This window comes from Acinetobacter yuyunsongii (assembly GCF_041021915.1).
Classification (GTDB): Bacteria; Pseudomonadota; Gammaproteobacteria; order Pseudomonadales; family Moraxellaceae; genus Acinetobacter.
Map to the genome: position 1 here is coordinate 2568966 of NZ_CP157435.1, position 12126 is coordinate 2581091.

A 12126-nucleotide genomic window follows, 5' to 3' on the forward strand; every position below is an offset into this window, starting at 1 on the left:
TTCTCGTCCTTATTCCGCTGCGTTTTCAGCGGTATCGCCCAAGTCAGCCATTTCTACATCTTGGCCAGCTTTCAGGGTGACGTATGCTTTTTTCACATCAGAACGACGTCCTAATGTTTTACCAAAGCGTTTTGTTTTACCTTTAGTGATCGTTGTATTAATTTTTACAACTTCAACACCAAAGAGCTGCTCAACTGCTTTTTTGATTTCAAGTTTGTTTGCATTTAATGCAACTTTGAACACTTGAACACCAGCAGTATCACCTAAAACTTGTGCTTTTTCTGAGAATACTGGTCCTAATAGGACTTGATAGATACGTTCGTTGTTCATCCGAGTTCTACCTCAATTTTCTTAGCAGCAGCTACAGACATTACAACTTTATCAAATGCAATCAAGCTAACAGGATCAATAGCAGTAGCATCAACCACATCAACGTGTGGAAGGTTGCGAGCTGCAAGATACAAGTTCTCATCTACAGCATCTGTAATGATCAATGCACGAGTTGCATTCAAGTCTGTAAGTTTTGCAAGCAAGTCTTTAGTTTTTGGAGCTGCAACAGCAAACTCTTCAACTAATACAAGACGATCTTGGCGAACAAGTTCAGCTAAGATACATTGCATTGCACCGCGATACATCTTACGGTTTACTTTTTGAGACCAATCTTGTGGGCGAGCAGCAAAAGTTTTACCACCACCAACCCAGATAGGACTACGAATAGAACCCGCACGAGCGCGACCAGTACCTTTTTGACGGAATGGTTTTTTACCACCGCCAGAAACGTCTGCACGTGATTTCTGAGCTTTCGAACCTTGACGACCACCAGCCAAGTAAGCTGTAACAACTTGGTGTACAAGCGCTTCGTTAAACTCACGTCCGAAAGCAACTTCAGACAATTCAACAGCAGAGCCGGAAACAGTTTTTAAATTCACAGTATTTCCCCTCAGGCCTTAATGGTAGGACGTACAATAACGTCACCATTCGTTGCACCAGGAACAGCACCTTTAACAACTAAAACAGAACGTTCAGCGTCAATAGATACAATTTCAAGACCTTGAACTGTTACGCGTTCATCACCTAAGTGACCAGCCATTTTCTTGCCTTTGAACACGCGACCAGGAGTCTGGTTTTGACCTGTAGAACCTAATACACGGTGAGATACAGAGTTACCATGAGTAGCATCTTGCGTACGGAAATTCCAACGCTTAACACCACCTTGGAAGCCTTTACCTTTTGATTGACCAGTTACGTCAACAATTTGACCAACTGTGAACAAATCAACACCGATAGAAGCACCAACTTCACGGCCTTCAAGCTCAGCTTCAGTAACACGGAACTCTTTAACTAAACGACCAGCAGCAACACCCGCTTTCGCGAAGTGACCTTTCTGAGCATTAGTTACGCGCGATTCGCGACGTTCACCAGTAGTTACTTGGATTGCTTGATAACCATCAGTTTCAAGTGTTTTGATTTGCGTAATGCGGTTTGGATCGACTTCGATAACTGTAACAGGTACAGATACACCAGCATCTGTAAAGACGCGAGTCATACCACATTTGCGACCGACTAAACCAATAGCCATGTGCATAAACCTCTAAAAAAGCGGCCTAATTAACTTAACGCTAATTAACCGAAAGCCTTAACCCAAAGCGATCTGAACATCAACACCAGCAGCAAGATCTAACTTCATCAATGCATCAACAGTTTTATCTGTTGGTTGAACGATGTCGATCAAACGTTTATAAGTGCGGATTTCGTACTGATCACGAGCGTCTTTGTTGACGTGTGGTGAAGTAAGAACATTGAAGCGTTCGATGCGAGTCGGCATCGGGATTGGACCACACACTTGTGCGCCAGTACGCTTAGCGGTTTCTACGATCTCTTGAGCAGATTGATCAATCAGACGATGATCAAAAGACTTCAAACGGATACGAATTCTCTGGTTAGACATACCAGTAAACTCCAAGCCAAAAATATAAAGAATCACCCATGACGCACCTCACCTTATTGGCAAGTGTCAAGGGCAGTGAAAATCACTAAGGTCATGATCGATGCCACGACTGTAATGCGTTAACTACTTTCTTCGTAGTGAACGCCCTCCATTTGAGGGTCGCCCATTATAACGATTGTTTAAGTCTTATGCAATTCTTCTTTTATTTTTTTAGTTTTATAGTTGATTAAGCATTCACCACATACTCTATTGCTCGATTTAGTAATTGATTACCCTGTTCAAACTTACTTTTAATCGTTTTTTTTAATTCTGCGATTGGCTGAACATATTCACCATTAAATACTGCACTATCTTCTTCATTTTCAATCAATAATTGCAAAGCATGTGGTGTCATTTCTGGATGGAACTGAAAACCCAAAACATTCCGCCCGATCTGATAAAGCTGGTTACGGCACACCCTGTTTTCTGCTAGACGCACACCACCTTTGGGGATTTCAAAGGTTTCACTATGCCATTGCATAATATTAATTTTTTCTGGTATTTGAAAGTAATTTTCAGGTACGTGTGAAACACGACCCACGTCCATCCAACCTAACTCTTGATGTTGATTTCGACTCACAGATGCACCGAGTGCATTGGCAATCAGTTGCCCCCCTAAACATAAACCAATCGCTGGTTTACCCGCAGAGAGATAACGTCTTAACCATCTTTTTTCCAATTTTAACCAAGGATAATTTGCTTCGTCATTCACACTCATGGTTCCCCCCATAATGATCAGCAAATCAACTTCATCAATATTAGGTAGGGCCTCCAATTCAAGAGGTAAATCAACGGGTAAAGCAAAGAACTCTGTGGCGGTAATTTTTGCTTGATGTGCCTTTAAATAGTCATAGCAACTGCCAAAACCTTCACCAGCAATGTGCTGAAAATAATGCACTCTTAAATGCGACTTCATGCGCGTAAACCTATTGTAGTTAGAATGATAATTAGTCTTAGCAAAAATAAAGCCAGTTTTGACTAAAAGCTTTGATTCGTAACGATTCTGTACAAAATATGCAAATGACTAGCAGGATTCGATATTTTCTCTTAACCTAAATCATTCTATTGATTTAATTTTGCCCCATGACTAAACAAAATAGCTTACAAACCACACTCATTCATGCACCACGCCAAGCTCCCCAATACATAGAAACGATTCAACCTCCCCTGTTTCGTGCATCCACGATTATTTTTAAAACAACAGCGCACCTTTTTGATCGCCACTGGACTGACCCTTATGATTATAGTTATGGCACACACGGTACACCGACGACGTTTACATTAGGAGATAATATTGCTCGAATTGAAGGTGGAAATTATTGTTTACTTGCACCCAGTGGCTTATCTGCAATCAATTTAGTGAATAGTACTTTTTTAAGTTCAGGGGATGAAGTTTGGGTTGCAGACAATATTTATGGCCCAAATCTGGAACACTTAAAGAATCTGCAAGACCGCTACGGCATTCACGTCAAAATCTACAACCCAATTGATGCAAATAGCTTTCAACCGACTGAAAAAGCTAAACTAATCTGGCTTGAAGCAGCAGGTTCTGTCACCTTAGAATTTCCCGACCTCAAAAATCTAGTTAAAAAAGCACAGCAAGCGAAGGTTCTGACAGCATTGGATAACACATGGGGTGCTGGACTGGCCTTTAATGCATTTGATTTTTCAGATGAGCATTTGTCTGTGGACATCACTATACATGCACTCACCAAATACCCAAGCGGTGGTGGCGATATTTTAATGGGTTCAGTGGTTACACGAGATCCGCAATTACATCATAAACTGTACCGTATGCATGCAACCCAAGGGATCTGTGTTTCAGGCGATGATACCGCACAAATTCAACGCAGCTTGGCTCATATGCCACTTCGTTATGAACAACAATCTAACAGTGCAATAACAGTGCTTGATTGGCTAAAGCAACAATCTCAATTTTGCCAAGTTTTACATCCAAGTGATGCCAACTCAGCAGGCCATTTATTTTGGCAGCAAGTCTGTGAAACAGGAAAAAGTGCAGGTTTAGTCAGTGTCATTTTCAAACCTGAATATGATCTCGCAGCGATTCGAAAATTCTGCGATAGCTTAAACTTATTTAAGTTGGGATTCAGTTGGGGCGGCCCTGTCAGCCTTGTTATGCTTTATGATTTAAAACAGATGCGAGAACTAGAAAATACACATTTACAACAAGGTTTATTGGTTCGCTTCTGCATAGGACTAGAACATCCAAACGATTTAATCCAAGATATTCAAAACGCACTAAAACAACTCGAATGAAATAAAGCATAGGTGAAGAATGAATACACCCATTATTATTGCAAAAAAAACCACAGATACAACGCAAGATATTGTTTTACATTCTCAATTTGCAAACCGCCACGGTTTAATTGCAGGTGCGACAGGCACAGGTAAAACAGTGACTCTGAAGGTATTAGCCGAAAGTTTCTCACGGCTGGGCGTACCTGTCTTTTTGGCAGATGCTAAAGGTGATGTCTCTAGTTTGGCTAAAGCAGGAAGTAGCAACCCCAAATTTGATGAGCGTTTAAAAAACTTACAACTTGAACCCATTTCATTTGCTGCTTCCCCTGTTATTTTTTGGGATTTATTTGGACAACAAGGTCATCCTATTCGTACCACAATTTCAGAAATTGGTCCGTTACTTTTGGCACAAATGCTCAATCTGAATGACACACAAGAAGGCGTTCTTTCGGCCGTTTTCCGCGTTGCAGATGATCAAGGGCTTTTATTAATTGATTTCAAAGACCTTAAAGCCATGCTGACCTATGTCAGCGAAAATGCAGCCGAATTAAAAGCTGAATATGGCAACCTTTCTCCAGCTAGTCTTGGGGCGATTCAACGTAATTTATTGGCTTTAGGTGATCAAGGTGGAGAGCAATTTTTTGGTGAGCCTAGCCTGAATATTCTCGATTTTATTCAGACCGATACCAATCGTCATGGCTATATCAATATCTTAGCTGCCGACAAGTTGATGAATACCCCGAAGCTTTATGCCACATTCCTGTTATGGATGCTTTCTGAGCTATTTGAGCAGCTTCCAGAAGTTGGCGATATGGATAAGCCGAAACTGGTGTTCTTCTTCGATGAGGCTCATTTGTTATTTGATAATGCCAGTCCAGCCTTGCAACAGAAAATCGAACAGGTAGTTCGCCTGATTCGCTCTAAAGGCGTGGGAATTTATTTTATTACCCAAAACCCACTGGATTTACCGGAAAGTGTCTTAGGGCAATTAGGCAACCGTGTGCAACACGCCTTACGTGCATTTACTCCAAAAGATCAAAAGGCGGTCAAAACCGCAGCGGATACCTTTCGAGCCAATCCAGCATTCAAAGTTGATCAAGCAATTACAGAACTTGCTGTAGGTGAAGCATTAATTAGTTGTCTAGATGAGCAAGGGACACCGCAAATTGTAGAGCGCGGTTGGGTCATGCCACCTTACTCTTCATTTACGCCAATCACGCCAGAAGAACGCCAAATTATTATTTCGCAAAGTATTGTTGCAGGTGTTTATGATCAAGCTGTGGATCGTGATAGTGCTTATGAAATGCTGCAAAAGAAAGTGCTACAACAGTCTCAACAAAAACAGGCAGATGAATTAGAAAAGCAGCAAAGCAAAGAACAAGATGCTTTAGCCAAACAACAGGCGAAAGAACAAGAACGCTTTGCGAAAGAGCAACAAAAAGCTGCAGAGAAAGCACAACGAGATCGAGAGAAACTCACCCAAGATATTGTGGGAACTTTTGCAAAAAGTGCGGCTCGTAGCTTGGGCGGCTCTACAGGTCAAAAGATCGTTCGCGGTTTACTTGGCTCATTATTTGGCAAATAAAAATCTTTATTATTTTAAAAATCAGAGGATAATCATTTATCCCCTATCTTTTTTATGGTTTTAGTCAAAACAGATCTTGCAAATAAATTTTATAAGGTATATTTTAAATATATCTTATAAATGATGGCCAAGAGAGATCACCCATGACTCCGCAGCAAATTGACCTTGTAAAAGCAACTGTACCTGTACTCCGTGAAAATGGTGTGGCACTCACTGGTTACTTTTACAACCGTATGTTAGGTAATAACCCCGAATTAAAAGAAACCTTCAATATGGGACATCAACGTAGTGGTGCACAAGCACAAGCACTTGCGGGTGCTGTACTAGCTTATGCGGAAAATATTGAAGATCCTTCTGTACTTTTACCTGTGGTCGAATTGATTGCACACAAACATGTGAGCTTGAATATTCAATCACCTGATTACAGTATTGTGGGTGAGAACCTACTGCACTCTATCAGTGAAGTACTGAATATCTCGATGGAAGATCCATTGATTGGTGCATGGGCCGCCGCTTATGGTCAATTAGCTGACTTATTTATTAGCACTGAAAAAGCGATCTATGATCAACATCAACAAACCAAAGGCAGTTGGTTAGGTTGGCGTAATTTCAAAATTGCCAAAAAAGTAGTTGAAAGCGATGAAATTACTTCATTCTATTTAGCTCCTGTGGATGGTGGTGAATTACCTAAATATGAAGCGGGTCAATACATTTCAGTCCGTGTATTTGTTGAGGAACTAGGTTTAAGACAGCCACGTCAATACACGCTTTCAACGAGCCCTCAAGCAGATTACTTACGTATTTCAGTCAAGCGTGAAGATGAAAAAGGTGATTTGGCAGGTGGCTGGGTATCAAGCACCTTACATGGCTTGGCTGAGGGTTCAGAAATTGAGGTGTCTGCACCTACAGGCAACTTCTACCTGATTGATAGCAAAAAACGTAATGTGTTTATCAGTGGTGGTGTTGGCTTAACTCCAATGATTGCTATGCTGAATCAATTAGTGACAGAAGATATGCCTCAGCCTGTCAGCTTTATTCATGCTTGTCGCAGCAGCCAAGTGCATGCCATGAAAAAGCATATTCATGAGTTAAAGGCAAAGTATCCACGCCTGAGCACATTTACTGCCTATGAGTTCCCACATGAAAGTGATGTGCTAGGTGAAGATTATGACGTTGCTGGCCGTCTGGATTTAGCAGCGATGGATGCCGCTTTACTGCCAATCAATGCAGATTACTATCTCTGTGGTCCAATGCCATTTATGGCGGAACAGCATAAGGCACTGGTTGCCCGTGGTATTCCTGCCGAAAACATTCATAGCGAAGCATTCGGTACGGGTGGCGTAAAACTCAGCTAATCGGCGCTGCGTTTTGCATAGGGCTAGTCCATGTTAGACTAGCCCTTTCTGTTTAAAGCAATAGATTGAGTGAAAACCCATGCAACTCAATAAGTTTACTGATTATGCACTCAGAATCTTAATGTATGTCGCTCGTCCGAGTGATGTACCGTATACGATTGCAGATATTGCACGGGACTTGCATGTATCCCAAAACCATTTAGTGAAAATCGTTCACTTCATGGGAAAACAGCATTGGATTGTAACGATTCGCGGCAAAGGCGGTGGACTTCGTTTAAATCCAGAAGCCAAAAGTTTAAAACTAGGTGAAATTGTTCGTATCCTACAAGGCAATCATCAAATCGTAGAATGTAATACACCACCTTGTGTTTTACGCTCTCATTGCGGACTGAAAAGTATTTTGGATCAAGCTTTAGAATGTTTTTATCAAAGCCTAGATCAATATACACTTGGAGAAGTGGTGCAATATGGCATTCTTCCCTCTTCTACAAATTCAAATATTGATTTTTTACAACTCGTTCAAAAAGCCTAAACATCAAGATTCGCACGAATCTCTCACATCCTTTATAATAGTCGTTGCTATTTCAATTCAAAAAGTAAGCTTCTATGCGTCGTAGTGAAAAATCGAAAGACACCAAAGCCAAACTCGCACCTAAACAAAAAATCAGTTATGAAAAAAAGACTGATCCTGCTGTAACCGCGTATGCAGTGCAGTCTTTGACTTGGTTACGCCAAGCTGAATTTTTGATGAGTGCACCTAAACTGGATTTGTGCGTAGAAGATACAGGTTATGAAATCGCATTTGCAGGTCGTTCCAATGCAGGAAAATCGAGTGCAATTAATGCTTTAACCAATCAAAAGCAGTTGGCGCGTGCCTCTAAAAGACCTGGCCGTACCCAGATGATCAACTTTTTTAGCTTAGGTAATCCAGATCAACGTTTGGTCGATTTACCAGGTTATGGTTATGCGGCTGTACCTGAAGCCATGAAAATCGTATGGCAGAAAGAACTTGAGAACTATCTAATCCATCGTAAAAGCTTACAAGGCTTAGTACTGTTAATGGACATCCGCCATCCATTACAACATTTTGACTTAATGATGCTGGAATGGGCACATTCACGCCATTTGTTTGTGCATATCCTGCTTACTAAAGCCGACAAATTAAACCGTGGCCCTGCCAATAAAGTACTATTAGAAATTAAGCAGCAGTTGAAGAAAATGAAACTTGATTTCTCGATTCAATTATTCTCTTCACTCAATCGAATTGGTTTAGAAGAATTGGCAAGCGTCATGGGTGGCCGTTTAAATTTCACACTTGATCAACCAGCAGAATTTGACCTTGATCAGATCCCAGAAGCTTCAGAAGTAGACGTCGAAGAATAAATAATGCATTTTATGCAACTTGATGCATTAAATAATTTCTAATTGTCCCGAATTGCTAAACACAAACACTAGGTAGTTTTCATATACTGCTTAGTGTTGGTTCATTGCACTATCGATTAGGACTAAACGATGAAATTACTATCATTTATGAAGAATAAAGTGCTTGGTTCTTCGATTGACTATAAAATTCTCCCACGCAAAGTGAAGTTTGACTGGAAAAAAACACCAGTGGATTGGATTCCAAACCAGCCTTATGCCAGTTATTTTATTAATGAAATTAACAATATTTTGCCTGCTGGTGAGTTTTGGTTCTGCCGCTTATACAACAAAGTTCTTCCAGAAATTACTGATGAAAAATTAAAACAAGACGTTCAAGCATTTATTCGCCAAGAAGCGATGCATGCGGTTGCACATACGTCTGCGAACAAAGAATATCTTAGCCAACGTAATATTGATATTCAGCGTAATCTCGATATTATGGATTTCTTATTTAACAAAGCTTTAGCTGATAAACCTTTTGGTAAAGAAGTTCCTAAAATACTTGACCATCAATGGGATTTGTTCCGTCTAGGCATCATTGCAACAGTTGAACACATGACTTGTGTATTGGGTAAATACGCACTGTATAACAAACGTTGGGAAGAGCTCGGTGCCGATCCTGAAATGATTGATCTGATTAAATGGCATGGTTCTGAAGAAATCGAACATCGTACCGTTGCCTTTGATCTATATCGTCATTTAGGTGGTGGTTATATTGCACGTTATTACATGAGTGTCGCTGTAATCGTGGGTGTACTTGGTTTATGGGTTGATGGGTTGATGGCGCGGCACATATCATGAGTCAGGACCCACGTTTTGCCGACAAAAAACCAAGTCCGTTTAAACCATGGGTCTGGATGGAATGGTATAAAATTGGTCGTCAAGATAATCGGGTTTTACCAAATCCAATTTGGTTAGTCGCCCAACAAATTGACTATCTCATGCCTTGGTATGATCCTGTGAAAGAAGGTAATACTCAAGATGCGGTGAATTATTTAAATAATTCACCGGCAGCAAAACGCGCTTTACAACAAGCTGCATAAGCATTTCAATAAAAAAGCAGGAGTCTTCTCCTGCTTTTTTATTTCTTAAATCGCATCAACTTGATTCAACTTCTGCTTGCTTAGCATAACGATCAACAACAACACTGATCATCATATCACCCTGTACATTCACTACTGTTCGTACAGTATCTAATACTCGATCAATCGGTAATAAAATCGCAATCGCTTCCGCAGGCAAACCAACTGATTGCAAAACCATAATCATGGTCACCATACCTGCGCTGGGAATACCTGGTGCTCCCAATGAAGCAATCATGGCAGTTAAACATACGATAATTTGCTGTGTTAAGCTCAAGTCCAAGCCCATCAAATTTGCAATAAACAAAGCAGCGGCTGCCTCATAAAGTGCAGTACCATCCATATTTAATTGTGTTCCTAAAGGAATCACAAATCCTGCCGTCTGTGGTCGCACACCTAAATTTTCTTGTGCACATTTCATACTGAGTGGCATCGTCGCGGAACTTGAACTAGTCGCAAATGCAGTGACCAAAGCTGTGCGTGCACCTTTAAAGAAAGTGATTGGATTCATTTTTCCAAAAATCCAAAGTAATGCCGGCAAAACAACAGCACCGTGAAAAATCGTTGTTCCTGTGACAACCATTGCGAATTCCACTAAACGACTTAACACGGAAAGATCTTCGGTCGCGATCAATTTAGCAAGCAATGCAAAAATACCGATTGGGGCTAGCTTCATCACCCAACCCACAAGCATCATCATCATGACAAAGAATTGTTGGCAGATATTGCGAACCAAACTAAAGCTTTCACCCCCTTTGACTAATGCGACTCCAAGGAATAACGCAAAGACCACAACTGCAAGTACATTACCCTCACTAAATGCTTTAAAAGGATTGATCAAGGTATTTTGGATAAAACTGGTCAGAAAACTTGAAGGCGTCAGCGTATCTGGCGTCTGATGGTTTTGCATGGCTTCTTGGAAGATTTGAATATCTACGCCTTTACCTACTTCAAATAGATGTGCACAACTAATCCCTAAAATCAAAGCTAAGGTTGTCGTCGTGAGGCAGCTTAATGCTGTAATTTTCCAAACTCGTCCAAATTGTCCGCCAGCCTGTAAATTTGAAACACCTACAACGATCGAACTAAAAATAAGTGGGATGAGCAACATTTTTAGTAAACCAATAAAAATACTGCTTAAAATCCCCAGTCCATACAAACTATGTTCAGCAAAACTAGTCTGCGGATACAAAGTTAAGAAGAACCCATATATAACACCCAGTACGGCTGCGATTAGAATTTGTGTATTTAAATTCATTCTGATTAATAAAATATTTTAGCTTGTAGGTACTATGGCACGCTCACATTGAAGAATCGAGCAATTTTTTGTCACAGCCTTATGACAAAAAAAAGCCATCTAAACGATGGCTTTTTTTGAATTTTTCAAATCTAATTTACTGGGTTTCAATTTCTCTCAATCGAATTAGACCCTCTTGCACAGTGCTACATACCAGCTGACCATTCTGCCACATGCGTCCAAAATTCAGACCACGTGAACTGGCACTAATCGTTGCTTCCATATCGTAAAGCATCCAATCATCAGCACGTAACGGGCGATGGAAGTAAATGGTATGATCAATGCTTGCACATTGTAAATTTGGTGAAATCCAAGATAACCCGTGTGGACGCAACGCTGTGGTCATCAAGGTAAAATCTGAATAAAACGCAACGATGGCTTGATGTAATGAAACGTCATCAACATTTTCTGCAATACGATCATGGGTACGAATGTAGTGCGCATAATATGGTGCTTCAGGCTGCGGCTGAAAAGGATTAACTGGTCGAGTTGGTCTGATTTCAACATGACGTTCGCGCATAAAACTCGTACGTGCATTTTCTGGGACGAAATTGAGCATACTTTCCTTTAATTCTTTCTCAGACTTCAGCTCTTCAGGACTCGGATACTCTGGTTCTTTATGTTGATAATTTAAGCCTTCTTCTGGACTGGCAAAAGATACCATCGCCGAGAAAATTGTACGTCCATGTTGGATCGCCCTGACCTGTCGGCTGGCAAAACTTTTACCATCTCGCAATGGATCAACTTCATAAATGATCGGTGCATCGACATCACCACCATATAAAAAATAAGCATGCAACGAATGTGCTGGACGGTTTGTGGTATATGATGCCGCTCTTAATGCTTGTCCAAGAACTTGCCCACCGAATACTCGTTTCCCAACCAAATTGCGACTGTTGCCTCTGAAAATATGTTCTTCCAACTTTTCCAAAGTCAAAAGCTCAACCAGTTCTTGAGTTAACGCATTCATGTAATAGCCTTCCAACATCAATGAGGAGAGATCAACTAATCCATTCAGGATTGATCATTTCGATTGTGCCACAAATTCCAATAAATATGCTCAGGATAAAATGATTCATCCGTCACATTAATCTTTATTTATAAGCGCTAAAAATACGATTTTTAACGATAAAATCTAC

Annotated in this window: 12 protein-coding genes and 1 pseudogene; 6 read left to right on the forward strand and 7 right to left on the reverse strand. The window is 40.6% G+C overall.

Annotated features, from left to right (window positions below; all coding sequences use genetic code 11):
* Positions 1–9: 9 nt before the first annotated feature.
* From rplW to ABLB98_RS12345, 5 genes are all read right to left on the reverse strand, one after another.
* Positions 10–330 (reverse strand): 50S ribosomal protein L23, encoded by a 321-nt coding sequence (rplW, locus tag ABLB98_RS12325; protein WP_004641070.1) that lies wholly within the window; start codon positions 328–330, stop codon positions 10–12.
* A complete protein-coding gene (rplD, locus tag ABLB98_RS12330) occupies positions 327–929 on the reverse strand; it encodes a 50S ribosomal protein L4 (protein WP_004660347.1) in 603 nt (200 codons plus the stop codon). The genes rplW and rplD overlap by 4 nt, the downstream gene beginning before the upstream one ends.
* 11 nt (positions 930–940) lie before the next feature.
* On the reverse strand, positions 941–1579 hold the full coding sequence (gene rplC / locus ABLB98_RS12335) for a 50S ribosomal protein L3 (RefSeq protein WP_004660344.1): 639 nt from the start codon (positions 1577–1579) through the stop codon (positions 941–943).
* A gap of 57 nt (positions 1580–1636) precedes the next feature.
* Positions 1637–1948, reverse strand: a complete 312-nt coding sequence (gene rpsJ / locus ABLB98_RS12340) for a 30S ribosomal protein S10 (protein WP_000070912.1) — start codon at positions 1946–1948, stop codon at positions 1637–1639.
* Positions 1949–2174: 226 nt separating this feature from the next.
* Positions 2175–2903, reverse strand: coding sequence for a type 1 glutamine amidotransferase (locus ABLB98_RS12345; protein ID WP_348882334.1), 729 nt, complete (start codon positions 2901–2903; stop codon positions 2175–2177).
* Between the two features lie 167 nt (positions 2904–3070).
* On the opposite strand from ABLB98_RS12345, the gene ABLB98_RS12350 reads away from it, so the two are divergent.
* From ABLB98_RS12350 to ABLB98_RS12375, 6 genes and pseudogenes are all read left to right on the forward strand, one after another.
* Positions 3071–4264 (forward strand): PLP-dependent transferase, encoded by a 1194-nt coding sequence (locus ABLB98_RS12350; RefSeq protein WP_348882335.1) that lies wholly within the window; start codon positions 3071–3073, stop codon positions 4262–4264.
* A gap of 19 nt (positions 4265–4283) precedes the next feature.
* Positions 4284–5831: a helicase HerA-like domain-containing protein gene (locus ABLB98_RS12355; protein WP_348882336.1), complete on the forward strand. Its 1548-nt coding sequence runs from the start codon at positions 4284–4286 to the stop codon at positions 5829–5831.
* A 143-nt stretch (positions 5832–5974) separates the two neighbouring features.
* A complete protein-coding gene (hmpA, locus tag ABLB98_RS12360) occupies positions 5975–7186 on the forward strand; it encodes an NO-inducible flavohemoprotein (protein ID WP_348882337.1) in 1212 nt (403 codons plus the stop codon).
* Positions 7187–7265: 79 nt separating this feature from the next.
* Positions 7266–7718 (forward strand): Rrf2 family transcriptional regulator, encoded by a 453-nt coding sequence (locus ABLB98_RS12365; protein ID WP_004660334.1) that lies wholly within the window; start codon positions 7266–7268, stop codon positions 7716–7718.
* Between the two features lie 74 nt (positions 7719–7792).
* Entirely contained in the window at positions 7793–8569 is a 777-nt protein-coding gene (yihA, locus tag ABLB98_RS12370; protein WP_178882677.1) for a ribosome biogenesis GTP-binding protein YihA/YsxC, read from the forward strand.
* A gap of 129 nt (positions 8570–8698) precedes the next feature.
* Positions 8699–9651, forward strand: a pseudogene (locus ABLB98_RS12375) (metal-dependent hydrolase).
* 55 nt (positions 9652–9706) lie between these two features.
* Here the strand turns inward: ABLB98_RS12375 and ABLB98_RS12380 are convergent.
* Positions 9707–10948 (reverse strand): dicarboxylate/amino acid:cation symporter, encoded by a 1242-nt coding sequence (locus tag ABLB98_RS12380; protein WP_348882339.1) that lies wholly within the window; start codon positions 10946–10948, stop codon positions 9707–9709.
* Between the two features lie 136 nt (positions 10949–11084).
* Positions 11085–11957 (reverse strand): acyl-CoA thioesterase II, encoded by an 873-nt coding sequence (locus tag ABLB98_RS12385; RefSeq protein ID WP_348882340.1) that lies wholly within the window; start codon positions 11955–11957, stop codon positions 11085–11087.
* Positions 11958–12126 lie beyond the last annotated feature (169 nt).

Bases quoted from the DNA above. Each gene is read 5' to 3' on its own strand.
- ABLB98_RS12355 (WP_348882336.1), top strand. From the start codon at position 4,284: ATGAATACACCCATTATTATTGCAAAAAAAACCACAGATACAACGCAA.
- ABLB98_RS12350 (WP_348882335.1), top strand. From the start codon at position 3,071: ATGACTAAACAAAATAGCTTACAAACCACACTCATTCATGCACCACGC.
- ABLB98_RS12385 (WP_348882340.1), bottom strand. From the start codon at position 11,957: ATGAATGCGTTAACTCAAGAACTGGTTGAGCTTTTGACTTTGGAAAAG.
- yihA (WP_178882677.1), top strand. From the start codon at position 7,793: ATGCGTCGTAGTGAAAAATCGAAAGACACCAAAGCCAAACTCGCACCT.
- hmpA (WP_348882337.1), top strand. From the start codon at position 5,975: ATGACTCCGCAGCAAATTGACCTTGTAAAAGCAACTGTACCTGTACTC.
- ABLB98_RS12345 (WP_348882334.1), bottom strand. From the start codon at position 2,903: ATGAAGTCGCATTTAAGAGTGCATTATTTTCAGCACATTGCTGGTGAA.
- ABLB98_RS12365 (WP_004660334.1), top strand. From the start codon at position 7,266: ATGCAACTCAATAAGTTTACTGATTATGCACTCAGAATCTTAATGTAT.
- rplW (WP_004641070.1), bottom strand. From the start codon at position 330: ATGAACAACGAACGTATCTATCAAGTCCTATTAGGACCAGTATTCTCA.
- rplC (WP_004660344.1), bottom strand. From the start codon at position 1,579: ATGGCTATTGGTTTAGTCGGTCGCAAATGTGGTATGACTCGCGTCTTT.
- rpsJ (WP_000070912.1), bottom strand. From the start codon at position 1,948: ATGTCTAACCAGAGAATTCGTATCCGTTTGAAGTCTTTTGATCATCGT.
- ABLB98_RS12380 (WP_348882339.1), bottom strand. From the start codon at position 10,948: ATGAATTTAAATACACAAATTCTAATCGCAGCCGTACTGGGTGTTATA.